Genomic DNA, 24,731 nt, shown 5'->3' on the forward strand with positions numbered 1-24,731 from the left:
TAAATGTGCGATGATACCGGCCCCTGCATCCGGCTCTCGATAGGAGTGTCTTCAGCCCATGAATAACAAGAACAACAAGCTGCGCGGTTATCTCAGACCCGAGGATGACGAGGCCAGGGTCGAGGCCTGGGGCTGGCCCGAGATGGAGACCGAGAGCGAGATCGAGAGCAATGCCCTGGGGCTCTCCCCCGACTGGTATCGCCAGGAGCAGGTGCAAGAGGCGCCGCCGGAGGAGCCGGTGGAAGAGCCCGCCCCCAGCATCACCGCCGAGGAGCTGGAGGCAATCCGCCAGGCCGCCTGGGAGGAGGGGATGCGCGAGGGGCGCGAAGCCGGCTTCGCCAAGGGGCTCGAGGAGGGCAAGCTGGAAGGCTTGCAACAGGGCCATCAGGCGGGCCTGGAGCAGGGCCGGGAAGAGGGGCTCGCCATGGGCCGCGACCAGGTGGAGCAGGAGGTGGCCCGCTGGCAAGCACTCGCCTCCCGCCTCGCCACACCGCTCAGCGAGCTGGATGACGCGGTGGAGCAGCAGCTCATCACCCTGGTGCAGCAGCTCGCCCGTGCCCTTATCCGCCACGAGGCCGAGACCTCGCCCCGGTTGCTGCTTGAAGCGCTCAAGCAGGGGCTGGCCCTGCTGCCTGCCGCCGAGCAGGGGGTCACCCTGATGCTGCACCCGGAGGATCTGGCCCGGATTGAGGAGGCCTTTGGCGCCGAAGAGTGCGCCAAGAGGCACTGGCGGCTGCAGAGCGATCCCACCCTCTCCCCCGGGGATCTGCAACTCGCCACCGAACTTTCCAGCATCGATCTCGTCCTCTCCGGGCGCATCGATCAACTGCTGCGCAATTTCTTGCGCGACAACGCGAGCTGAGCCGTGACCTGGTGTTTTAACCCGCACGGCCTCTCCCCATCTCGCCCTTCGGAGGCAACATGACCGCATCCCTGCTCAACCGGCTGCAAGGCTACCGGGTGCGCGATCAGGCCCCCATACCGCCGGTGGCGGGCAAGCTCACCCGGGTGGTGGGGCTGACCCTGGAAGCCATCGGCTGCCGCGCCGCCATCGGTTCCCTGTGCCGCATCGACACCCAGGATGGGGCCCTGGAGGCCGAGGTGGTGGGCTTCTCCGGCGATCGCCTGTTCCTGATGCCGAGCGAACAGCTCAAGGGGGTCATTCCCGGCGCCCGCGTGGTGCCCGTCACCGAGGATCACGGCATCACGGTGGGCATGAACCTGCTCGGGCGCGTCATCGACGGCATCGGCCAGCCCCTGGACGGCATGGGCCCCATCATCTCCTCCCAGACGGTGCAGTTCGCCCAGCACCGCATCAATCCGCTGGCCCGCCGCCCCATCCATCAACCCATGGACGTGGGGGTGCGCGCCATCAACGCCGTGCTCACCGTGGGCCAGGGTCAGCGGATGGGGCTGTTCGCCGGCTCCGGCGTCGGCAAGTCCGTGCTGCTCGGCATGATGACCCGGGGCTCGGTGGCGGACGTGGTGGTGGTGGGCCTCATCGGCGAGCGGGGCCGGGAGGTGAAGGAGTTCATCGAGGAGATCCTGGGTGCCGAGGGGCGCGAGCGTGCCGTGGTGGTGGCGGCCCCCGCCGATGCCTCGCCGCTGATGCGGCTCAAGGGGTGCGAGACGGCGCTCGCCATCGCAGAATACTTCCGGGATCAGGGGCTCAACGTGCTGCTGCTGATGGACTCCCTCACCCGATACGCCCAGGCCCAGCGCGAAATCGCCCTGGCGGTGGGGGAGCCGCCGGCTACCAAGGGCTACCCGCCCTCGGTGTTTGCCAAATTGCCGGCACTGGTGGAGCGGGCCGGCAACGGCAGCGACGGCCAGGGCTCCATCACGGCTTTTTTCACCGTGCTGACGGAGGGGGACGATCTGCAGGATCCCATCGCCGATGCGGCGCGGGCCATCCTCGACGGCCACATCGTGCTGGCGCGGGAGCTGGCGGATGCGGGCCACTATCCGGCCATCGACATCGAGAAGTCCATCAGCCGGGTCATGCCCATGGTCACCTCCCCCGAGCACATGGAGCTGGCGCGCACCTTCAAGCAGTTCTACTCCCTCTACCAGCAGAACCGGGATCTCATCACCATAGGCGCCTACAGCCAGGGATCGGATCCCAGGATCGACCGGGCCATCATCCAGAAACCCTATCTGGATCAGTTCTTGCAGCAGAAAATGCGCGAGGTCATTCCCTACGACGAAGGCCTGCAATCCCTGCACATGGTCGCCATGCCATTGATGCGTTGAGCCGATAATGCCGCTGGAGTGCCGAGATGAGTAAAGGATTGGAGTTGCTGGCGACCCGACTGGTGGAGGCCGAGAATCAGGCCGCCATGGCGCTGGCCAAGGCGCAGCAGGACTTGAAGCTGTTTATGGATCAGCAAGAGGCGCTGAATCAGTACCGCCAGATCTATCACCAGCAGTGGACCGACCGCGGCCTGCAGGGGATCAGCCCCCAGCAGAACAGCCAGTATCACGCCTTCATCAACAAGCTCGAGAATGCGGCCACCCAGCAGTACCAGGGGGTGCTTCAGGTGCGCGAGGCGCTGGCCCAGTGCCGTACCCAGTGGCTTGAGGCCCAGCAGCGGCGCAAGGCGGTGGAGCTGCTGCTGGAGAAGAAGGCGGATAAGGTGCGCCAGAAGGCCCAGCGTCAGGAGCAGAAGATGCTGGACGATTACACCATCCAGCGTCGTTACCACCAATCTGGCCTGTAATTTGCTTTCTATAGCCTGAACGAGCGGGGCCGACCCCTCGCACGGTCATCACCGAATCGTCGCCAGGGACCCCAGCATGATACAGACCCAGTTGATTAAAACGCCCGCTCAGGTGCTTTCCAGCGACAGCAGTGCGTCCTCGGCGCTTCCCATCGGGGGAGTAGAGGGGGATCAGCTACCGGTCGATGGCAAGGTTGCCTTCTCCGAGGCCATGGTCAGGGCCCAGCTGATGGGCAAGACCCCCGCCAGTCAGGCCGCGATGACGCCTCGGGTGAGTGACGATATCCCGCAGACGAACGGCGCCGATGCCAAATCTTTGGCGTCTGGCGAGCTGGCTGGGGAGGAGACCCAAGCCGCCAAGGCCTCAGGTGACGAGCCGGGTCTGCCCCCCGACGATTTCCTTCAGCAGTTGCAGGCCTCCCTGCGTCAGGACGTGAGCCTGGTGCACCCCGCCGTGCCTCCTTTGCCTCAGGGAGAGAGTACGCCCGTCGACGGCAATGACTTGCCGCCCGAGTCACAGCCGCTGGTCGAGTCCCGTGCCCTGTCCGGGCCTGGTGCCGAAGGCAAGGGCGTTACCGCAAAGCCTGCACCGATGCAGCCGGGCGGCCCCGTGCCGGGCAGCACAGGACTGACCGGGCTGGGACAAACCGGCCTGGTACAAACAGATCTGGCACAGACCGGGGCGACAGCCCATGGCCCGCTGCAGAGCGGTCTGGCCCAGGGCGACGTGACACAAAGCAACCTTGCCAGAGACGCCCTGGCCCAGACCGGATTGGCAAAGGCTGAGCTAGCACCAGCAGCGGACGGCGAGACGACGCAAACCGCGATGCGCGGCGATGTCCAGGGCGTGGATAAATCTGCTGCGGCCGAGGCCGGCGCAAGCAAGGGAGGAAACGCGGCCCTGGCAGACGCCCTTGTGGCGAGCGACGCGGAGCGCGGATCCGCAGCTCCCGATCAGGTTGCAAAGAAAGGTACAGACAAGGGAACAGAAAAGGGTACAGACAAGGCCGCCGACACTGGTGCCACACGGGCCAAGACCGAGGGGCCATCCCCCCTGTCCGGCGCGGAGCGGGCGGCTTTGCTATCAAAAGTGATCCCGAGCCCGGAGGCCGCTGCTGACAAGGGAAGCGGCACCGCGGTACAGCTCGAAGCCCCAACGGCGCAGGCCGGTGCGGCCAGGTCCTTCGGCGAGGGGCTGATCAAGGTTGGCCTGGACAGCCAGGTGACAGCCCAGGGTGACGCGCCCAATGCCGCAGGGAATCAGCCCCGTGAGGCCAGCACCCGGGACGGGCTGACGGGCACGACCGGGGACGGCAAGCCCGGCTCGGCCCAGGACGCACCGGAGAGCAAGCCGGTGCAGGCAGCCAGGCTCGAACAGAATACGACCAAGCAGGAACAGAATACGGCTCAGACCGGCAGCTCCAGCCCGGCCGCCGCCCCCGTGAGCACCCCGGAGCCGACGCTGGCGGCGCCGCAACAGATCCTGGCCCGCCAGGAGTCCCAGGGGCCCCAGGCCTCCCTGACGGCCTTGTCGGCCGGCATCCAGCAGATGGAGTCGGCCCCCGCGATGGTCAAGGTTGCCGCCGAGTTCAAGAAGAGCGATATGAAGGGGTCCCTGGACGACGTGGGCAAGCCTGGCGGGGTTGAGACCAAGGGGGCGGGACAGACCGACGCCACGGCCTCCCTGCAGCCTGCCCAGACGGCGGCTGGCGAGAGCAAGCCTGCGGCCGAACTCGCCGCACGGCGAGAGCCCCAGAGCCTGCCGCACCTCAAGCTGGCCACGCCGGAGGCACCGGTCCAGCTGCACCAGAAGGTGAATCTGATGCTGACGGACCAGCTGCAACAGGCGGAGATCCAGCTCGATCCCCTGGGGCTTGGCAAGATGAAGATCCAGATCCAGCTCGACGCCTCCAGCCAGGCCAGCGTCCACTTCGTGGTGCAGCATGGCCAGACCCGGGAAATGCTGGAACAGGCCATGCCGAGACTGCGTGACATGCTGGCGGGGCAGGGCATCCAGCTCGGTCAGACCCTGGTGCAACAACAACCGCAACAGCAGTCGCAGCAACAGGCACAGCAGCAGGGGCAGTCAGCCTTCGGCGGTCAGGGACAGCAGGGGGGCGGTTTCAATGGCGGCCAGTCTCAGGAAGGGGAAGGGACGGCCCGCAGCCTCAGCCTGCTGGTGGAATCGGCAAACGATGCCGGGATCGATTTCTATGCTTGATGCATTCATAAGTAAGTTTATGATACCGAACAAGTTTAAGACTAGGGTGGACAAGGGATGGCAGACGATAACGAGCTGACGCTGAAAGACCCCGCGGCAGCCAAGAAAAAGAAGTTGATCATGATAGTCGCCCTGGTCGTCCTGCTGCTGGGTGGCGGCGGGGCGGGGGCCTGGTTCATGTTTGCCGGCTCGGATGCGCCAGCGGCCGAGGAGGCCGAGGCCAAGCCCGATGCCAACACGCCCAAGCCCTCGCTCTATGTGGGCATGCCCCGTCCCTTCGTGTTCAACGTGGCGGGGGGGCAGCGGGATCGGCTGGTGCAGATCAAGATCCAGCTGCTGGTGCGGGGCAGCGCCGACGAGACCCTGGCCAAACAGAATATTCCCCTGATCGAAGGCACCCTGCTGCGGGTCTTCAGCGCGGCGACCGCCGAGCAGCTGATGACCTTCGAGGGCAAGGAGAAGCTGCGTCAGGATTCGCTGGAGGAGTGCCGTCGGGTCCTCAATGACCTGGTCTCTTCCCCCGTAATCGAACAAGTGCTGTTTACCGGCTTTGTCATGCAATAAAAGGTGAAGCGTGAGCGATCTGTTAAGTCAGGACGAGATTGATGCCCTGCTGCACGGTGTCGATGATGTCGAAGAGGAGGAGTTGGGGGCGGCCGGGGATCCCGGTATCACCCAGTTTGACTTCTCCTCCCAGGACCGCATCGTCCGCGGCCGCATGCCGACCCTGGAGCTGGTGAACGAACGGTTTGCCCGCCACATGCGCATCAGCCTGTTCAACATGATGCGGCGCACCGCCGAGGTGTCGATCAACGGCGTGCAGATGCTGAAATTCGGCGAATACGTCCACACCCTGTTCGTGCCGACCAGCCTGAACATGGTGCGTTTTCGTCCCCTCAAGGGCACGGCGCTCATCACCATGGAGGCCCGTCTGGTCTTCATCCTGGTGGAGAACTTCTTCGGTGGCGACGGCCGCTACCACGCCAAGATCGAGGGGCGCGAGTTCACCCCCACCGAGCGGCGCATCATCCAGATGCTGCTCAAGCTGGTGTTCGAGGACTACAAGGATGCCTGGGCCCCGGTGATGGACGTGGGCTTCGAGTACCTCGACTCCGAGGTGAACCCGGCCATGGCGAACATCGTCAGCCCCACCGAGGTCATCGTGGTAAGCTCCTTCCACATCGAGCTGGACGGGGGCGGCGGCGACTTCCACGTGGCCATGCCCTACTCCATGCTGGAGCCCATCCGCGAGCTGCTGGATGCCGGTGTCCAGAGCGACAAGGGGGACACCGACGTGCGCTGGAGCAAGGCCCTGCGCGACGAGATCATGGACGTCAAGGTGGAGCTCAAGGCCAAGCTGCTGGAGACCGAGCTCTCCCTGCGGGAGCTGATGGAGCTCAGACCCGGCGACATCATCCCGGTGGAGATGCCGGAGAACCTGCTGGTCTTTGTGGAGGATCTGCCCACCTTCCACGCCAAGATGGGGCGGACCAAGGAGAACGTGGCGCTCAAGATCACCGACAAAATCAAACGCCCTGACGGGGTCAAGACAGAGATGCATCTGGTGACCCGGGGGGGCGTGCGCATCGATGGCGAAGCCGAGCTGGAAGAGCTCGAGCGCAGCATCGCAGACAGACACCCCTGATTGACCCTCCCTGCGGGGAGCTTGCAACACTGAGGAATTGAAGATGAGCGACACCGATGACGAGCAGGATCTGATGGCTGACGCCTGGGCGGCCGCGCTGGAGGAACAGGTCACGGCCGAAGCCAGACCCGCCCCCCTGGAGGAGCTCAAGGACGAATCCCCCATCAGCGCCGAAGAGCGGCGCAAGCTGGACACCATTCTGGACATCCCGGTGACCATCGCCATGGAAGTGGGGCGCAGCCAGATCAGCATCCGCAACCTGCTGCAGCTGAACCAGGGTTCCGTCGTGGAGCTGGACAGGGTGGCGGGCGAGCCCCTGGACGTGCTGGTCAACGGCACCCTGATCGCCCACGGCGAGGTGGTGGTGGTGAACGACAAGTTCGGCATCCGTCTGACCGACGTGATCAGTCAAATCGAAAGGATCAAGAAGCTCAAATGATCCGCGCGCTCTCGTTGTGGCTGTTCACCCTGCCCGTGCTGGCCAACCCGGGGGCGGCCAATCCCCCCAGCATCACCTCCTGGCTGCTCTCCAGCCTGATGGTCATCGGCCTCATCCTGGTGCTGGGCTTCCTGCTCAAGAAGAGCAAGCTCACCCAGGTGATGGGGGGGGGCCAGATGAAGGTCATCGCCACCCTGCCGCTCGGCTACAAGGAGAAGCTGATGGTGGTCAAGGTGGGCGGTCAGCAGCTGCTCGTCGGGGTGACGCCGCAGCAGGTCAACTTCCTCTACCGCCTGGAGGAGCCGCTGGACGAGAGCCAGCCCCAGGCGTTCTCCCAGCAGCTCGGCAAATTGATGGGCAAGCATGAAAAAAGTTAACTGGATAGGGGGCCTGGGCCTGCTCGCCATGGTGCTCTCGCCCCTGGCGATGGCCCAGGACGGCATGTCGGCGGTCACCGTCAAGACCATGGCGGACGGCAGTCAGGAGTACAGCCTGACCCTGCAGGTGCTGGCGCTCATGACCGCGCTCTCCTTCCTGCCGGCCATGGTCATCATGATGACCTCCTTCACCCGGATCATCGTGGTGCTCGGCATCCTGCGCCAGGCTATCGGCCTGCAGCAGAGCCCCTCCAACCAGGTGCTGATCGGCATCGCCCTCTTCATGTCGTTTTTCATCATGTCCCCGGTGCTGGATCGCATCAACAACGAGGCGCTGCAACCCTATCTGGCCGAAACCATAGGGGCCAAGGAGGCGCTGGAGAAGGCCGAGCTGCCCATCCACCAGTTCATGCTGGCCCAGACCCGGGTCAAGGATCTCAACACCTTCATGGAGATCGCCAACGTCCAGGTGGCAACCCCGGAGGAGGTGCCCCTGCGGGTGCTGATCCCGGCTTTCGTGACGAGCGAGCTCAAGACCGCCTTCCAGATAGGCTTCATGCTGTTCCTGCCTTTCCTGGTCATCGACCTGGTGGTGGCGAGTATCCTGATGGCCATGGGGATGATGATGCTCTCCCCGATGCTGGTCTCCCTGCCGTTCAAGCTGATGCTGTTCGTCATGGTGGACGGCTGGAACCTGATCCTGGGGTCGCTCGCCAACAGCTTCGGGCTGGGCACAGGCTAACCAGCCAATAGAGAGGAGCCGATAGATGAGCCCTGAAACCTTTGTCGACGTCTTTCGCGAGGCGCTCTGGCTGGTGACCATCATGGTGTGCGCCGTGATCCTGCCGAGCCTGATGGTGGGCCTCATCGTCGCCATCTTCCAGGCCGCCACCTCCATCAACGAGCAGACCCTGAGCTTCCTGCCCCGTCTCGTGGTCACCCTGCTGGCCCTAGGGGCCGGTGCCCACTGGGGGCTGCAGAGCCTGATGGACTTCTTCCAGCTGATGGTCAGCCAGATCCCCGAGGTTGTCGGCTGATGCCTGCCAAGGGGAGCCTGCTCCCCCGCGCTACCGTGGGCGGGGACCTGTGGAGGGGTGGGCTGCATGGCCTGACGGGGCCGGTGGCACCATGACCTATACCACGGCGCTCATCATGGAGTGGCTGTCGTCCATCCTCTGGCCGCTCGCCCGGGTGAGCAGCCTGCTGATGGTGATGGCGGTGTTTGGCAGCCGGCTGGCACCGGCCCACATCCGTATCGGCCTCTCCCTCGCCATCACCCTCATCATCGCGCCCCTGCTGCCCCCCATGCCAAAGATTGAGCTCTTCTCCGTGGGCAGCTTCCTGGTGCTGGCACAGCAGCTGCTCATCGGCATTGCGCTCGGCCTCATGACCCAGTTTCTGCTGGAAACCTTCGTCATGGCGGGCCAGGTCATCGCCATGCAGACCAGTCTGGGCTTTGCCACCCTGGTGGATCCCATGAACGGCCAGTCCGCCCCCGTGGTCGGCCAGTTCTACCTGATGCTGGCGACCCTGGTGTTCCTGGCGGTGGACGGTCACCTGCTGATGCTGCGCATGGTGGTACTGAGCTTCGAGACCCTGCCGGTGTCGGACAGCGGCCTGACCCTGCCGGCCATCCGCAGCCTGGTGAGCTTCCTCGGGGTCATGTACCAGGCCTCCCTGGTGATGGCGCTGTCCGCCATCATCGCCCTGCTGCTCATCAACTTCGCGTTCGGGGTCATGACCCGGGCGGCCCCCCAGCTCAACATCTTCAGCATCGGCTTCGCGGTGAGCATGATGTCGGGCCTCTTCATCCTCTGGCTCACCATCGGCGGCTTCATGGGGCACTTCGACGCCCTTTGGGAGCGGGTGCAGGAGACCAGTTGTGAACTGATCAACGTTCAGTGCCTCGGGGGTCAGCATGGCTGATACCGATCAGGAACGCACAGAACAACCCACGGGCAAACGACTGCAACAAGCCCGGGAAAAAGGGCAGATTGCACGATCCAAGGAGCTGGGCACCGCCAGCGTCCTGCTGGCGACCGTGTTCGGCCTCCTGATGATCAAGGAGAGCCTGGCGGACGCCATGGTCAAGGTGCTGACCATGGGTTTTACCCTGGAGCGGGAGCAGGCCTTCGACCCCAATGCCATGGGGGTCATGGTGCCGGCCCTGCTGGGGACGCTGATCCAGCCCCTGGGGCTGCTGTTTCTGCTGGTGATCATCGCCGCCTTCGTCGGCAACACCCTGCTCGGCGGGATGAACTTCTCCTCCGAGGCCATGCTGCCCAAATGGAGCAAGCTGAGCCCCTTGAGTGGTTTGAAGAGGATGTTCGGGGTGCAATCCCTGGTGGAGCTGGTCAAGTCCATCGCCAAGGTGCTCTTCATCTCCCTGTTCGCCTGGTGGATGCTCTCCAGCCAGTTCGACCACCTGCTCAATCTCTCCCTGGAGGGCTTCCCCGGCGGCATCATAGACGCGCTGGACCTGCTGCTGTGGATGCTCATCATCCTCTGCTGCGCCCTGATCCCCATCGTCGCCATCGACGTGCCGTTCCAGACCTGGAACCACAACCGCCAGCTCAAGATGACCAAGCAGGAGGTCAAGGACGAGTTCAAGGACAGCGAGGGCAAGCCCGAGGTCAAGGGGCGGATCCGCCAGCTGCAGATGCAGATGGCCATGCGCCGCATGATGGGGGACGTGCCCAAGGCGGACGTCATCATCACCAACCCGACCCACTACTCGGTGGCCCTGAAGTACGACGCGGGCAAGCCGGGGGCTGCGCCCAAGGTGCTGGCCAAGGGGGTCGACGAGGTGGCGATGAAGATCCGGGAGATTGGCCGCGAGTACGACATTCCCGTCATGTCCTCCCCGCCACTGACCCGGGCCATCTACCACGCCACCGAGATTGGTCAGGAGATCCCGGAGGGGCTCTTTGCCGCCGTGGCCCAGGTGCTGGCCTATGTCTACCAGCTCAAGAAGTTCCGTCGTGGCCGCGGCCGGCGCCCGACCCCGATCGCCAAGGATCTGCCCATCCCGCCGGAGTTCCGCAAGTAAGGCCCTGGATAGCGGCGTCTGAACGGGGTTGCATCATCTTGTCAGTTGCCACCCCGGTCTAGGCGTTGGCCTGCGTCTACCAGCTCAAGAAGTTCCGTCGTGGCCGCGGCCGGCGCCCGACCCCGATCGCCAAGGATCTGCCCATTCCGCCGCAATTTCGCAAGTAAGGCCCTGGAGAGCGGCGCCTGAACAGGGCCGCATCATCTTGTCAGTTGCCACCCTGGTCTAGGCGTTGGCCTACGTCTACCAGCTCAAGAAGTTCCGTCGTGGCCGCGGCCGGTGCCCGACCCCCGACCCCGATCGCCAAGGGCCTGCCCATTCCGCCGGAATTTCGCAAATAAGGCCCTGGATAGCTGCGCCTGAATTGGATGGTATCATCTTGTCAGGTGCCGCTCTGCGCCAAGCACTGCCATAGGACCTCATTGATGCCCTTTTCTGCTTGTTGCCCAGCGGCCCGCCGCCAAGCCCGACGGACTTCTGACAGCTTTAAAATAAAAGTCATGTAGATCAATGAATTGAATCATTGGCTTGATATTTGCTTTAATCCGGCACTGGCGGTTGATAATCGAGAAGCACGATGGGATTCAAGGCGGGACTGGGCCGTTTCAAAGAGTACAAGTGGTTGCTGAGCAGAGGGGTAGGGACCCCGCTGCTGGTGCTGGCGTCCCTGGGCATGGTGGTGCTCCCCATTCCGCCCCTGATGCTGGATATCCTCTTCTCCTTCAACATCGCCCTCTCCATCGTGGTGCTGCTGGTGGCCGTCTATACCCGCCGCCCCCTGGAGTTTGCCGCCTTCCCCACCGTCCTGCTGATCGCCACCCTGCTGCGCCTCGCGCTCAACGTCGCCTCTACCCGGGTGGTGCTGCTGGAAGGCCACAACGGCAGTGCGGCGGCCGGTCACGTGATCGAGGCCTTCGGCAACGTGGTGATCGGCGGCAACTATGCGGTGGGCATCATCGTCTTCATGATCCTGGTGATCATCAACTTCGTGGTCGTCACCAAGGGGGCGGGCCGGATCTCCGAGGTGAGCGCCCGCTTCACCCTGGATGCCATGCCCGGCAAGCAGATGGCCATCGACGCGGACCTGAATGCCGGCCTCATCAACCAGGAAGAAGCCAAGAAGCGCCGTCAGGAGGTCACCCAGGAAGCGGACTTCTACGGCTCCATGGACGGTGCGTCCAAATTCGTGAAGGGGGATGCCATCGCAGGCATCATGATCCTCTTCATCAACATCATCGGCGGCTTCATCATCGGCATGATGCAGCACCAGCTCACCTTCGGCGAAGCGGCCCAGGTCTACACCCTGCTGGCCATCGGTGACGGTCTGGTCGCCCAGATCCCGTCGCTCCTGCTCTCCATCGCCGCAGCCATCATCGTCACCCGTCAGAATACCGACCAGGACATGGGCACGGCGGTGCTCGGCCAGCTGTTCGAGAACCCCAAGGCCCTGGTGATCTCCGCCGGCATCCTGCTGATGATGGGCAGCGTGCCCGGCATGCCGCACCTGGCCTTCCTGAGCCTGGGGGCCGTGGCGGCCGCCGGTGCCTGGTGGCTGCTGCGCCGCGAGAAGCAGAACAAGGCGCGGGCGGCGAGCGGCGAACTGCTGCCGGCCCAGGGGGATGCCCCGGTGGAGCAGAAGGATCTGAGCTGGGACGACGTCATGCCCGTGGACATCATCGGGCTGGAGGTGGGCTATCAGCTCATTCCGCTGGTGGACAAGAACCAGGGGGGCGAACTGCTCAACCGCATCAAGGGGGTGCGCAAGAAGCTCTCCCAGGAGTTCGGCTTCCTGGTGCCTGCCGTACACATTCGCGACAACCTGGATCTCGCCCCCAACCAGTACCGCATCACCCTGATGGGGGTGAGCACGGGGGAGGCCACCGTCTATCACGACAAGGAGATGGCCATCAACCCGGGCCAGGTGTTTGGCCAGATCCAGGGCATTGCGACCCAGGATCCCGCCTTCGGACTGGAGGCGGTCTGGGTCGCCAAGGAGCAGGTTTCCCAGGCGCAGACCCTGGGCTACACCGTGGTCGATGCGGCCACCGTGGTGGCCACGCACCTGAGCCAGATCCTCTCCAACCACGCGGCCCTGCTGCTGGGTCACGACGAGGTGCAGCAACTGCTCGACATGATAGGGAAACACCAGAGCAAGCTGGTGGAAGGGCTGGTTCCCGAGGTGATCAGCATGGGCAACCTGGTGAAGGTATTGCAAAATCTCCTCAATGAGGGCGTGCCAATTCGCGACATGCGCACTATCCTGCAGACCCTCGTGGAATATGCGCCCCGCAGCCCGGATCCGGAAGTGCTGACTGCGGCCTGCCGTATCGCCCTGCGCAGACTCATCGTGCAGGAGATTGCGGGCCCCGAACCCGAGCTGCCGGTGATCACCTTGTCACCGGAGTTGGAACGTATATTGCATCAATCCTTGCAAGCAGGTGGGGGAGATGGCGCCGGCATCGAGCCGGGACTGGCGGAGCGGATGCAGCGCTCCCTGGTGGAAGCCACTCAACGACAAGAACTGGAAGGCCAGCCGGCCGTGCTTCTGACATCGGGGATATTGCGCAATACCCTGGCGAAGTTTGTCAAGAATGCCATTCCTGGATTACGCGTGCTGTCTTATCAGGAAGTGCCTGACGACAAGCAGATCCGCATCGTCAGTGCGGTAGGACAGGGCTAGTTAGCGGAGACGACGGGTGAAGATTAAGCGGTTTTTTGCCAAAGACATGCGCACGGCGCTGGCCGAGGTCAAGGAGACTCTCGGGCCCGATGCCGTCATCATGTCCAACAAAAAGGTCACCGGTGGGGTGGAGATAGTCGCGGCCGTCGATTATCAGTCCCAGGTGCCGGGACCCAAGGACGCGCCGGTTCGCCGTCAGTTGAATGAAGAGAGCGTCAATATCTCGTCTGCGGGCAAGCAGATGACGCGCGCGGCGCCGGCCAAGGAACAGAACGAATACTACGCCGATACCCTGGCGGCCCTGCTGGCACGCCAGCAGAAGCTCAATCCGGCCAATCCTGCGGGCAACGGCAATGGTGCCTCGCCCTCCTGGTCCGCCGGTGCGCCAGGCAATGGCAATGGCGCTTCGCCATCGTGGTCCGCCAATGGTGCTGGCACCCAGTCCGCCGGGCTGGCCGCCGCCGGTGCGGCGCCCAGAACCCTGGCCGAACAGGGCCAGTGGGGCGCCGCGCCCGAGCCCGCCAAACCCAAGGTTCGCCCAGCTGCCGCACGCCCTGCCCAGTCCGCCCCGCGGGATCAGGAGATGGAAGGGATGCGCAAGGAGATGGCCAGCATCCGCAAGCTGCTGGAGCACCAGATCTCCGGCCTGATGTGGCAGGAGGTGGAGCGCCGCGAGCCCATGCGCGCCCTGCTCATCAAGGAGCTCAAGAAGATGGGCTTCGACGACGCCTTTGCCGATCAGCTGGCGGGGCTCATCCCGGAAGACATGCCCATTCACCAGGCCATGGCCCAGCTGGCCGAGGTCCTGACCGCCCAGCTCAAGATCAGCGAGGACGAGATCCTGCGCCAGGGGGGAGCGGTGGCCCTGCTCGGACCGACCGGGGTGGGCAAGACCACCACCATCGCCAAGCTGGCGGCCCGCTTTGCCATGAAGTACGGGGCCGAGCAGGTGGCGCTCATCACCACGGACAACTACCGTATCGGCGCCCACGAACAGCTGCAGACCTATGGCCGCATCATGGGCTGCCCGGTGCGCCAGGTGCGCGATGCCGAGGAGCTGGCCAATGCGCTCTACCAGTTCCGCCACCGCCGACTGGTGCTCATCGATACCGCCGGTGTGGGTCAGCGGGACATCCGCCTGACCGAGCAGCTCGACACCCTGGTCAAGAACGCCAAGGTGCGCATCCGCAGCTACCTGGTCATGTCGGCCACCTCCCAGCGGCGGGTGATGCAGGAGGCGGTGGATCACTTCCGGCGTATTCCGCTCTCCGGCTGCATCCTGACCAAGCTCGACGAGAGCCTGAATCTGGGGGAAGTGATCAACGTCTGCATTCAGAACGCCCTGCCCATCAGCTATATCACCGACGGGCAACGGGTGCCGGAAGATATTCAAGTTGCCAACGCAGCGCTGCTGGTCGGCGCCGCCATGGGGTCGCTGGAGCGGGAAGCAGAGGATCCCTATTTCTGGGGATCGGGTTTCGGCGAGACCGAAGATTCGGAGTTTTATGAGTAACATGTATATGGATCAGGCGAGTGGTCTACGCAAAATGCGTCAAAACAATCGAGTAAAAGTGATCGCCGTGTCCGGAGGCAAGGGGGGCGTTGGCAAGACCAATGTGACCCTGAACGTGGCGGGAGCCATGGCTGCCCAGGGCAAGCGGGTGATGGTGCTGGATGCCGACCTGGGTCTGGCCAACGTCGACGTCATGCTGGGGCTGCGGGTGCATCGCAACCTCTCCCACGTACTGGCCGGGGAGTGCACCATAGACGACATCATCGTCGAGGGGCCCTACGGCATGATGATAGTGCCGGCCACCTCGGGTACCCAGTCCATGGTCGAGCTCTCCCCCGTGCAGCATGCCGAGCTCATCCGGGCGTTTGGCGAGATGAAAACCCCGGTGGACGTGCTGCTGGTGGACACGGCGGCGGGGATCTCCGACATGGTGCTGAGCTTCACCCGCGCGGCTCAGGACATCATGGTGGTGGTGTGTGACGAACCCACCTCCATCACCGATGCCTATGCTCTCATCAAGATCCTCTCCAAGGATCACGGTGTGTTCCGCTTCAAGGTGGTGGCCAACATGGTCCGCTCCCTGCGCGAGGGGCAGGAGCTGTTCGCCAAGCTGACCCGGGTCACCGACCGCTTCCTGGACACCTCCCTGGAGCTGGTGGCCTGCGTTCCTTACGACACCAATCTGCGTGCCGCGGTGCGCAAGCAGAAGCTGATCGTCGAGGCGTTTCCCAAGTCGCCCGCCGCCCTGGCATTCCGTGCCCTGGCCAACAAGGCGGCAAGCTGGGCCATCCCGAACCAGCCGGGCGGTCACCTCGAATTTTTCCTGGAAAACTTGTTGCAAAAGCCGGTCATCACACAGGAAGACTCCCGTGAATAAAGCCCAAGCATACTTGCGTCATCAGGATTCCTACGTGCTGGTCGAGCGTCACGCTCCGCTGGTCAAGCGGATTGCCCAGCATCTATTGGCTCGCCTGCCAAGCAGTGTCTTGCTGGATGACCTGATCCAGGCAGGTATGATTGGGCTGCTCGAAGCCTCCCGCAACTTTGACGGGAGCAAGGGGGCCAGCTTTGAAACCTATGCCGGCATCCGCATTCGCGGCGCCATGCTGGACGAAATTCGCCGCGGGGACTGGGTGCCCCGCTCGGTGCACCGCAACAGCCGCGCCATCGCCGAGGCCATCGAGAACGTGGAGCAGGCCCATGGCCGGGACGCCAGGGACACCGAGGTGGCCGCCAACATGGGGGTCTCCCTCGGGGAGTACCACGCCATGCTGCAGGATGTCTCCTGCGGCAAGATCATCGGCATCGAGGATCTGGGGGTCAGCGAGGACGTGATCGGGCATCCCGATGACGCGAGCCACGGTGGCTACGACGATCTCGCGGCCGAGCGTTTCCAGGGTGCCCTGGCCGAACACATCGCCCGCCTGCCCGAACGGGAGGCATTGGTGCTATCCCTTTATTACGATGAAGAGCTGAACCTGCGCGAGATCGGTGAAGTCTTGAGTGTGAGCGAGTCTCGGGTGAGCCAGATCCACAGCCAGGCCATGCACAGATTGCGCGCCCGTTTGCGAGATTGGAATGTATAAGTCGTTGTACTGGCTACACTGGAACGCCACTCTAAGGCATAATCCGCACCGTTAAACCTGCGATCTGCATCATGTAAGCGAGCCGTCGTGGCGGCTCTTTAGGAGGAACTTTGGACAAGAACATGAAAATCCTCATCGTCGATGACTTTTCAACGATGCGCCGGATTATCAAGAACTTGCTGCGTGACCTGGGATACAACAACACCCATGAAGCAGACGATGGCAACACGGCATTGCCGATGCTCAAGAACGGTGACTTCCAGTTCGTGGTGACCGACTGGAACATGCCCGGCATGCAGGGCATCGACCTGCTCAAGGCGATCCGTCTGGACGACAAACTCAAGCACCTGCCGGTACTGATGGTGACTGCAGAGGCCAAGCGCGAGCAGATCATCGAAGCCGCCCAGGCCGGGGTCAATGGCTATATCGTCAAGCCGTTCACCGCCGCCACCCTCAAAGAGAAGCTCGACAAGATCTTTGAACGCATCGGCTAAGGAGCGGCTGGGATGAAGGCCAAAACGAATGCCATGATCTCGCTTGAACAGGCAAGGATGCTGGTTGCCCATCTGGAGCGAGAAGAGTTTGAACAGGCCGATACCATCCTCGCCGATGTGTGCGCCCCCAATGCGGCGGCCCTGTTCGACAAGGTGGGGCAACTGACCCGCCAGCTGCACAACTCCTTGCAGGACTTTCGCCTGGATCCCCGGATCCCTGACCTCGCGACCCACGAGATCCCGGATGCCAGGGAGCGCCTGAGTTATGTCATCGACATGACGGACAAGGCGGCCAACCGCACCATGGATGCGGTGGAGGCCAGTCTCCCCATCGCCGATCGACTCAACGACAGCATCCAGCTGGTCATGCCCAACTGGAATGCCCTGATGAGCCGGGATCTGGAGCTGGGTCAATTCAAGGCGCTCTGTCATCAACTGAATGATTTCATTAAGGCTTCTGAGACGGATGCCGATAAGTTACGACAACTGCTGACGGAGATCCTGATGGCTCAGGATTTCCAGGACCTGACCGGTCAGATGATCCGCAAGGTGATCAAGCTGGTGCAGGAAGTTGAAACGAAGTTGATAGAGATGCTGACCATGTTCGGTGAGGGCGTGAGCGATCATTCGGCGCGCAGCCTGCCGGCGAGCGGCATCGAGGCGGAAGGGCCCATCATGAACCCGCAGACCCGATCAGATGTGGTCAATGGTCAAGATGATGTGGACGATCTGCTGTCTAGCCTGGGATTCTAATGGAGTGACGCATGGCCTTCGAAGTTGATGAAGACATACTGCAAGACTTTTTGGTCGAAGCATCAGAAATATTGGAACAGTTGTCTGAACAACTGGTCGACCTGGAAAAGCGACCCGATGACAAGAATCTGTTGAATGCCATCTTCCGCGGCTTCCATACCGTCAAGGGGGGAGCGGGGTTCCTCTCCCTGACCGAGCTGGTGGACGTCTGTCACGGTGCCGAGAACCTGTTCGACATGCTGCGCAACGGCAAGCGAACCCTCAGCGCCGAACTGATGGACGTCATCCTGCAGGCGCTGGATGCCATCAACGTCATGTTCGCCCAGGTTCAGAACCGCGAAGAGATCAGCCCCGCCTCTCCCGACTTGCTCCACGATCTGCACGAGCTGTGCAAGCCGGAAGGGCAGGAGCAGCTGCGCACCGCCAGCGTAGCCGCCCAGCCCGAGCCTGAGCCCGAACCCATCCCCGAACCCGAGGTCATCGCCGAGGTGGCGCCTGCTGCCGTCAATGGCGGTGGCTCCATCGACGAGATCTCTGCCGACGAGTTCGAGCGCTTGCTCGATGAGCTGCACGGTGTCGGCAAGGCGCCGACCATCTCGGCTGCACCCGTGTTGAGTGACTCGGGCGACATCACCGACGACGAATTCGAAGCCCTGCTCGACCAGCTTCACGGCCAGGGTCAGCACGGCGGCAAGCCGGATCTCGCGCCGCTGCAGTCGGTCCAGAAAGAGGTGGACGAGCTCATCGACGACGACGAGTTCGAGCGTCTGCTGGACGAGTTGCACGGTCGTGGCCAGGGCCCCCAGCACACCATGGCCGCCCCCGCTGCCGAGCCCAAGGCCCCGGTCGCCGAGTCCAGGGCGCCTGCGGCCGCCGCTCCCGTGCCTCCCAAGGCGCCGGTGGCCGCCAAACCCGCCCCCGAGCCTGCCGCAACACCGGCCAAGGCAGCCCCTGCCAAGCAGGCCGCCCCCGCCGAGAGCAACGCGGTGCAGAGCGACACCACGGTGCGGGTGGATACCAAGACCCTGGACGTCATCATGAACATGGTGGGCGAGCTGGTGCTGGTCCGAAACCGCCTGGTGAGCCTCGGCATCGCCAGCAACGACGAAGAGATGTCCAAGGCGGTGGCCAACCTGGACGTGGTGACCGCCGACCTGCAAGGTGCGGTCATGAAGACCCGTATGCAGCCCATCAAGAAGGTGTTCGGCCGCTTCCCGCGCGTCGTGCGCGATCTGGCCCGCACCCTCAAGAAAGAGATCGAGCTGGTGATGGTGGGGGAGGAGACGGATCTCGACAAGAACCTGGTCGAGGCCCTGGCCGATCCCCTGGTGCACCTGGTGCGCAACTCCTGCGACCACGGCGTCGAGATGCCGGACGTGCGGGAGAAGGCGGGCAAGCCCCGTCAGGGCACCATCACCCTGAGCGCCTCCCAGCAGGGGGATCACATCCTGCTCTGCATCGAGGATGACGGCGCCGGCATGGATCCGGAGAAGCTCAAGTCCATCGCCATCAGCCGCGGCGTGCTGGATGCCGACAGTGCGGCACGGATGAGCGACAACGACGCCTATAACCTGATCTTCGCCCCCGGCTTCTCGACCAAGTCCGAGATCTCCGACATCTCCGGCCGCGGTGTCGGCATGGACGTGGTGAAGACCAGCATCGTCAGTCTCAATGGCTCGGTGCACATCGATTCGACCTGGGGCAAGGGCACCCGCCTCGAGATCAAGGTGCCCCTGACCCTGGCCATACTGCCGACCCTGATGGTGGAGGTGGGTCAGCAGACCTTCGCCCTGCCGCTCGGCTGCGTGAACGAGATTTTCCACCTGGACCTGAAAAAGGCCAACATGGTGGATGGCCAGCTCACCATCATCGTCCGTGACAAGGCGATCCCGCTCTTCTACCTGCACAAGTGGCTGGTACGCGGTGCCGGCAGAACGGCCCGTCAGGATCAGGGCCACGTGGTCATCGTCCAGATCGGCACCCAGCAGGTGGGCTTCGTCGTGGACAACCTCATCGGCCAGGAAGAGGTGGTGATCAAGCCCCTCGACAACCTGCTGCAGGGAACCCCGGGCATGGCCGGCGCTACCATCACCAGCGACGGCGGCATCGCCCTCATTCTGGATGTACCCAGCCTGCTCAAGGCCTATGCCCGCCGCCACTGAGCGTCTGGCTCAAGGAGTTAAAAGAATAACAATGGCAGTCAAGGTATTAGTGGTCGACGATTCGAGTTTCTTCCGCCGTCGGGTCAGCGAGATCATCAATCAGGATCCCCTGATGACGGTGATCGACACGGCCCAGAACGGGCGGGAGGCGGTAGACAAGGCGCAGCAGCTGCGGCCAGACGTCATCACCATGGACATCGAGATGCCGGTGCTCGACGGCATCAGCGCCGTGCGCGAGATCATGGCCAAGTGTCCGACCCCCATCCTGATGTTCTCCTCCCTGACTCACGAAGGGGCCAAGGCGACCCTGGATGCGCTGGATGCCGGTGCCCTCGATTTTCTGCCCAAGAAGTTCGAAGACATCGCCCGCGACAAGGACGAGGCAGTCCGCCTGCTGCAGCAGCGGGTCAAGGAGATCGCCCGCAAGCGTTTCCTGATGGCGGCCAGACCCCGCGCGCCGGAGCCCCTGGCGCGCCCTGCCGTCGAGACGGCCCTGAGCCGCGCTACCGAGCGCCAGCCCGAGGCGGTGCGCACGCCGGTGGCACCCGCCAGCTTCAAGCGCAGCGGCAAGAGCTACCAGCTGGTGGCGATCGGCACCTCCACTGGCGGACCGGTGGCGCTGCAGAACGTGCTGACCAAGCTGCCCGGGGATTTCCCCCATCCCATTCTGCTGATCCAGCACATGCCCGGCACCTTTACCGCCGCCTTCGCCGCCCGCCTCAACGGCCTGTGCCAGATCGGGGTCAAGGAGGCAGAGGACGGTGACGTGCTGCGGCCGGGTCATGCCTACCTTGCCCCCGGCGGCAAGCAGATGCTGCTGGAAGGGCGCGGGCCCGGTGCACGCCTGCGCATCATCGAGGGCAACGACAAGGTCAACTACAAGCCTTGCGTCGACATCACCTTCGCCTCCGCCGCCAAGACCTATGGCGACAAGGTGCTGGCCATCGTGCTGACCGGCATGGGGGCCGATGGCCGGGACGGCGCTCGCCTGCTCAAGGAGCAGGGCGCCACCATCTGGGCGCAGGATGAAGCCTCCTGCGTCGTCTACGGCATGCCCCAGGCAGTGGCCAAGGCGGGCATAGCAAGCGAATCCCTGCCGCTGGATCGGGTGGCCCAGCGCATCCTGGTCGAGCTGGGTCGCTGATCATGGGCATCCTCGGCCTGGTGCTGGCCCTGGCGGCCGTCGCCGTCGCCCAGTGGTGGCACGGTGGCAGCCTGCTGACCCTGCTGGACGGTCCGGCGTTTGTCATCGTGGTCGGGGGAACCTGGGGGGCGGTGATCCTGCAGACTCCCCGCAAATACATGCTCTCCGCCCTCAGGCAGGCGGCCTGGATGCTGTTCCCGCCGCAGCGGGATCTGGCGCAGCAGGCAGAACGTCTGCAGGCCTGGGCCCAGTTTGCCCGCCAGCAGGGGCTGCTCGCGCTGGAGGATCAGGCGGACGCCGAGCCCGACCCCTTCACCCGCCAGGGACTCACCATGATAGTGGACGGGGTCTCTATCGAGGATATTCGTCGCCTGCTGGAGGCGGACATCGACATCGAGCAGGAGCGCAACGAGCACTCTGCCAGGGTGTTCGAGGCCATGGGGGGGTACAGTCCGACCATCGGCATCATAGGGGCGGTGATCGGGCTCATCCAGGCCATGTTCCATCTGGAGGAGCCGGGCGTCCTGGGGGCCGGCATCGCCGTGGCCTTCGTCGCCACCATCTACGGGGTCGGGTTTGCCAACCTGCTCTATCTGCCCATCGCGAACCGCCTGCGGGCCTTCCACTACCATTACGGTCTCTATCAGGAGATGACCCTGGAGGGGCTGCTGGCCATCGCCCACGGGGAGAACGGTCAGCAGGTTGAACGACGGCTGCGGGCCTATCTGAAAGGGGAATAGCCATGCGCAAGCGCTATCGTTTGCACCTGCAAGGGCGAGAGCATCTCGATCGCTGGCTGGTCTCCTACGCCGACTACATGACGCTCATCTTCGCCCTCTTCGTGGTGCTCTACTCCGTGGCCATCGTCAACAAGGAGGAGTATCGCGCCGTCATCGAGGGCATGACCCAGGCATTCAGCCAGGCACCGCGCAGCGACGGGCTGCTGGAAGGGCAGGGCAGCTCCCTGCTGAACAACCCCGTGTCGGCCGCCCCCTCCCTGCTGGAGAGCGACGCCGCGCCGTCCCCCTCGCAGGCCCCCATCACGGGTACGCCAGTTCAGCAAGATGGCACGGCCCTTGCCACGATAGACGTGCAGCTCCAGCAGGCCATGGGCACCCTGGTCGATGCCGGCGTGGTCAAGCTGGCGCAGGACGACAACTGGCTGACGGTGGAGCTGAGTTCAGGCCTCTTGTTCAGCAGCGGCAGCGCCTTTCTGGGGATCAATGCCGGCCCTGTGCTCGATACGCTTTCAGGTATTCTGAAACCGGTCGATAACTATGTCAGGGTGCGGGGTTACACGGATAACCAGCCGATAAACAACGAAATTTTCAGCTCCAACTGGACGCTGTCCGCCGCCCGCGCCGAGGCGGTGCTGAGCGCTCTGGTAGGCAAGGGCATCGCCCCCGGGCGGCTCGCTTATGAGGCGTACGGGGAGTTCTCCCCCTTCGCCGACAATGGCACCGAGCAGGGGCGGTTACAGAATCGCAAGGTGGTGGTCGCCATCTCCAGGTTCGCCTGGGTGCCGCCGCCCCCCGTCAAACCGCTGACGGTGGTGCCGGCACAGACCACGCCACAGAGCGTCGACAGTGACAACATCAGGGTGATCTCCTTGCCCGGTGGCGGGATACGCATAACAACAAGGCAGGATTGATACAGTGATTGTTTGGACGGTTGCCAATCAGAAGGGTGGAGTCGGTAAGACCACCACGGTCGTCTCCCTGGCGGGCATTCTGGCCCAGCGTGGCCAGCGGGTGCTGCTGATCGACACCGACCCCCACGCCTCCCTGACCTCCTATCTCGACTTCGACTCGGACAGGCTGGAGGGCACCCTGTACGAGCTGTTCCAGGCGGCCAAGCCCAGCGCCGAGCTGGTCAACCGGATGACCCTCAAGACCCGGTTCGAGAACATCAGCCTGCTGCCCGCCTCCATCACCCTGGCCACCCTGGATCGGGTGATGGGCAACCGGGAGGGGATGGGGCTGGTGCTCAAGCGCGCCCTGTTGCGGGTGCAGGATCAGTTCGACTATGTGCTCATCGACTGCCCGCCGGTGCTGGGGGTGATGATGGTGAACGCGCTGGCGGCCTGCGATCGCATCCTGGTGCCGGTGCAGACCGAATTCCTCGCCCTGAAAGGGCTGGAGAGGATGATGAAGACCTTCGAGATCATGCAGCGATCCAAGCGGGACAAGTTCCGCTACACCGTCATTCCGACCATGTTTGACAAGCGTACCCGCGCCTCCCTGATGACGCTGCAGTCCATCAAGGAGCAGTATGGCGAGGCGGTGTGGAATGCGGTCATTCCCATCGACACCAAGTTCCGGGATGCCAGCCTGTTGCACATCCCCCCGTCCATCTATGCGCCGGGCAGCCGCGGCACCTATGCCTATGAGACCCTGCTCAACCATCTCGACGCCCTGGAGCGTCAACGAACCCAGGAGGTGACGTCATGAGAGAAAACACCCAGGTTCGGGCCATGGACGACTATTTCCACTCCCTGCTGCTGGACGATGCCCTGCTGCGGGAGGATCAGGACGACGAGGTTCCGGCCCCGGCGCTGCAGCGTCAGCCTGCCGCCTCACCGGAGGTGGCTGCTGTCCCCTATCTGGAGGCGGACAACCGGCTGGCCCAGCTGAGCGAGCTGCTGGCCCAGGTGGGGCAGGTGCAGTTCGAGATGGATGCCCTGAGCCACGAAGAGACCCATGTCGAGCCATTCCAGCTGGAGGCCGAGGTTGTTGAGCCGGAACCGGAGGCGGTCGAGCCCGAGGTGGTCCTGGCACAGCCCGAGGTCGTGGTGGAGGAGGCCGAACCCGTCGCCCTGACACTGACGGCGCCCGAGCCTGCGGCCCAGCCCGCTCCCGCCCCCTCGACCTGGGAGAACCTGGACACCGGCAACGAGTTTCAGGCGCTCTTCTTCGACGTGGCCGGCGTGACCTTCGCGGTGCCCCTGACCGAGCTCGGCGGCATTCACCAGCTGGGGGAGGTGACCTCCCTGTTCGGCCAGCCGGGCTGGTACAAGGGGATCATGACCTCCCGCGAGCAGAAGATGAACGTGGTGGACACGGCCCAGTGGGTCATGCCGGGGCAGCATCTGGAGATGGAAGATTACAAATATCTGATTATGCTGGGGGAATCACCCTGGGGACTGGCCTGTCATCAGTTGAAGGGCACCGAACTGCTGCATCGGGATCAGGTGAAGTGGCGCCATCAGGAGGGCAAGCGCCCCTGGCTGGCGGGCATGGTCAAGGAGAAGATGTGTGCCCTGCTGCACGTCAGGGAGCTGCTGGTGCTGCTTGGCCGCGGCGTGAACATTGAAGGCCGCTGACAAGATCGGCACAGCCATGGTTTTATTGCTAATTTTACCCGTTGACGGGTTCATACAAGGATCAAGAAGATGACAGAGAAGCGCAACATCGCACAAAATCTGGCCGAAGACGAAGTGCTGCAGTGGGTGACCTTCCAGTTGGAAAACGAGACCTATGGCATCAACGTGATGCAGGTCCAGGAGGTGTTGCGCTACACCGAGATCGCCCCGGTCCCGGGAGCGCCGGACTATGTGCTGGGCATCATCAACCTGCGCGGCAACGTGGTGACCGTCATCGACACCCGTTCCCGCTTCGGCCTGCCGGCCGGGGACGTGAGCGAGAACTCCCGCATCGTGATCATCGAGGCGGAGAAGCAGGTGATCGGCATCATGGTGGACAGCGTGGCCGAGGTGGTCTATCTGCGCTCCTCCGAGATCGATGCCGCCCCGGCGGTGGGTACCGAGGAGAGCGCCAAGTTCATCCAGGGCGTCAGCAACCGCGACGGCCAGCTGCTGATCCTGGTGGATCTCAACAAGCTGCTCTCCGACGAAGAGTGGGAAGACATCGGTTCCCTGTAACGGAACGAGAAGGCGCCGGGCGGGGCGCATGGCCCATGCCCGGCACCCTTTTGATAGGAAGGTGATGG

Annotated in this window: 25 protein-coding genes and 1 pseudogene; all 26 read left to right on the forward strand. The window is 63.8% G+C overall.

Annotated elements, in window-relative coordinates; genetic code table 11:
* Positions 1-58: 58 nt before the first annotated feature.
* On the forward strand, positions 59-862 hold the full coding sequence (gene fliH / locus BN1136_RS10015) for a flagellar assembly protein FliH (protein WP_043761993.1): 804 nt from the start codon (positions 59-61) through the stop codon (positions 860-862).
* A gap of 59 nt (positions 863-921) precedes the next feature.
* The gene (fliI, locus tag BN1136_RS10020) at positions 922-2,253 is read left to right on the forward strand and encodes a flagellar protein export ATPase FliI (RefSeq protein WP_043761991.1); all 1,332 of its coding nucleotides are present in this window, start codon (positions 922-924) and stop codon (positions 2,251-2,253) included.
* A gap of 26 nt (positions 2,254-2,279) precedes the next feature.
* A complete protein-coding gene (gene fliJ / locus BN1136_RS10025; RefSeq protein ID WP_043761990.1) occupies positions 2,280-2,720 on the forward strand; it encodes a flagellar export protein FliJ in 441 nt (146 codons plus the stop codon).
* A gap of 76 nt (positions 2,721-2,796) precedes the next feature.
* Complete coding sequence (locus tag BN1136_RS10030) at positions 2,797-4,941, forward strand: flagellar hook-length control protein FliK (protein ID WP_052365687.1); 2,145 nt, start codon at positions 2,797-2,799, stop codon at positions 4,939-4,941.
* Between the two features lie 57 nt (positions 4,942-4,998).
* Positions 4,999-5,505, forward strand: coding sequence for a flagellar basal body-associated protein FliL (fliL, locus tag BN1136_RS10035; protein ID WP_043808435.1), 507 nt, complete (start codon positions 4,999-5,001; stop codon positions 5,503-5,505).
* 10 nt (positions 5,506-5,515) lie between these two features.
* Positions 5,516-6,586 (forward strand): flagellar motor switch protein FliM, encoded by a 1,071-nt coding sequence (gene fliM, locus BN1136_RS10040; protein ID WP_043761989.1) that lies wholly within the window; start codon positions 5,516-5,518, stop codon positions 6,584-6,586.
* A gap of 43 nt (positions 6,587-6,629) precedes the next feature.
* Positions 6,630-7,025, forward strand: coding sequence for a flagellar motor switch protein FliN (gene fliN, locus BN1136_RS10045; protein WP_043761987.1), 396 nt, complete (start codon positions 6,630-6,632; stop codon positions 7,023-7,025).
* The gene (gene fliO / locus BN1136_RS10050; RefSeq protein WP_043808438.1) at positions 7,022-7,402 is read left to right on the forward strand and encodes a flagellar biosynthetic protein FliO; all 381 of its coding nucleotides are present in this window, start codon (positions 7,022-7,024) and stop codon (positions 7,400-7,402) included. Before fliN ends, fliO begins: the two co-directional genes overlap by 4 nt.
* Positions 7,389-8,144, forward strand: coding sequence for a flagellar type III secretion system pore protein FliP (gene fliP / locus BN1136_RS10055; RefSeq protein ID WP_043761985.1), 756 nt, complete (start codon positions 7,389-7,391; stop codon positions 8,142-8,144). Before fliO ends, fliP begins: the two co-directional genes overlap by 14 nt.
* A 25-nt stretch (positions 8,145-8,169) precedes the next feature.
* On the forward strand, positions 8,170-8,439 hold the full coding sequence (gene fliQ, locus BN1136_RS10060) for a flagellar biosynthesis protein FliQ (protein ID WP_043761984.1): 270 nt from the start codon (positions 8,170-8,172) through the stop codon (positions 8,437-8,439).
* A gap of 91 nt (positions 8,440-8,530) precedes the next feature.
* Positions 8,531-9,328, forward strand: coding sequence for a flagellar biosynthetic protein FliR (gene fliR / locus BN1136_RS10065; protein ID WP_043761982.1), 798 nt, complete (start codon positions 8,531-8,533; stop codon positions 9,326-9,328).
* Positions 9,321-10,451 (forward strand): flagellar biosynthesis protein FlhB, encoded by a 1,131-nt coding sequence (gene flhB / locus BN1136_RS10070; protein ID WP_043761981.1) that lies wholly within the window; start codon positions 9,321-9,323, stop codon positions 10,449-10,451. The genes fliR and flhB overlap by 8 nt, the downstream gene beginning before the upstream one ends.
* A 65-nt stretch (positions 10,452-10,516) precedes the next feature.
* Positions 10,517-10,618, forward strand: a pseudogene (locus tag BN1136_RS20670) (flagellar type III secretion system protein FlhB); the annotation flags it as partial.
* Between the two features lie 410 nt (positions 10,619-11,028).
* On the forward strand, positions 11,029-13,131 hold the full coding sequence (gene flhA / locus BN1136_RS10075; protein WP_043761979.1) for a flagellar biosynthesis protein FlhA: 2,103 nt from the start codon (positions 11,029-11,031) through the stop codon (positions 13,129-13,131).
* Positions 13,132-13,147: 16 nt separating this feature from the next.
* Positions 13,148-14,644, forward strand: coding sequence for a flagellar biosynthesis GTPase FlhF (flhF, locus tag BN1136_RS10080; protein ID WP_043761978.1), 1,497 nt, complete (start codon positions 13,148-13,150; stop codon positions 14,642-14,644).
* Position 14,645: 1 nt separating this feature from the next.
* Positions 14,646-15,521 carry a MinD/ParA family protein gene (locus BN1136_RS10085; RefSeq protein ID WP_197068439.1) on the forward strand — a complete coding sequence of 292 codons (876 nt, stop codon included), beginning with the start codon at positions 14,646-14,648 and terminating at the stop codon, positions 15,519-15,521.
* A complete protein-coding gene (locus tag BN1136_RS10090; RefSeq protein ID WP_042076843.1) occupies positions 15,514-16,230 on the forward strand; it encodes an RNA polymerase sigma factor FliA in 717 nt (238 codons plus the stop codon). The genes BN1136_RS10085 and BN1136_RS10090 overlap by 8 nt, the downstream gene beginning before the upstream one ends.
* A gap of 122 nt (positions 16,231-16,352) precedes the next feature.
* Complete coding sequence (gene cheY, locus BN1136_RS10095; protein WP_425278782.1) at positions 16,353-16,724, forward strand: chemotaxis response regulator CheY; 372 nt, start codon at positions 16,353-16,355, stop codon at positions 16,722-16,724.
* Positions 16,725-16,736: 12 nt separating this feature from the next.
* A complete protein-coding gene (locus BN1136_RS10100; protein ID WP_043761972.1) occupies positions 16,737-17,477 on the forward strand; it encodes a protein phosphatase CheZ in 741 nt (246 codons plus the stop codon).
* Between the two features lie 11 nt (positions 17,478-17,488).
* On the forward strand, positions 17,489-19,639 hold the full coding sequence (locus BN1136_RS10105; protein ID WP_043761970.1) for a chemotaxis protein CheA: 2,151 nt from the start codon (positions 17,489-17,491) through the stop codon (positions 19,637-19,639).
* 31 nt (positions 19,640-19,670) lie between these two features.
* Positions 19,671-20,783, forward strand: coding sequence for a protein-glutamate methylesterase/protein-glutamine glutaminase (locus tag BN1136_RS10110; protein ID WP_043761968.1), 1,113 nt, complete (start codon positions 19,671-19,673; stop codon positions 20,781-20,783).
* Between the two features lie 2 nt (positions 20,784-20,785).
* Positions 20,786-21,523: a flagellar motor protein gene (locus tag BN1136_RS10115; RefSeq protein ID WP_043761967.1), complete on the forward strand. Its 738-nt coding sequence runs from the start codon at positions 20,786-20,788 to the stop codon at positions 21,521-21,523.
* Between the two features lie 2 nt (positions 21,524-21,525).
* Positions 21,526-22,434, forward strand: coding sequence for a flagellar motor protein MotB (locus BN1136_RS10120; RefSeq protein WP_043761966.1), 909 nt, complete (start codon positions 21,526-21,528; stop codon positions 22,432-22,434).
* Between the two features lie 4 nt (positions 22,435-22,438).
* The gene (locus BN1136_RS10125) at positions 22,439-23,233 is read left to right on the forward strand and encodes a ParA family protein (protein ID WP_043761965.1); all 795 of its coding nucleotides are present in this window, start codon (positions 22,439-22,441) and stop codon (positions 23,231-23,233) included.
* Entirely contained in the window at positions 23,230-24,105 is an 876-nt protein-coding gene (locus tag BN1136_RS10130; RefSeq protein ID WP_043761964.1) for a chemotaxis protein CheW, read from the forward strand. The genes BN1136_RS10125 and BN1136_RS10130 overlap by 4 nt, the downstream gene beginning before the upstream one ends.
* A 69-nt stretch (positions 24,106-24,174) precedes the next feature.
* Positions 24,175-24,663 (forward strand): chemotaxis protein CheW, encoded by a 489-nt coding sequence (locus BN1136_RS10135; protein WP_010673942.1) that lies wholly within the window; start codon positions 24,175-24,177, stop codon positions 24,661-24,663.
* Positions 24,664-24,731 lie beyond the last annotated feature (68 nt).

This window comes from Aeromonas taiwanensis, from assembly GCF_000820165.1.
Taxonomy (GTDB): Bacteria; Pseudomonadota; Gammaproteobacteria; order Enterobacterales; family Aeromonadaceae; genus Aeromonas; species Aeromonas taiwanensis.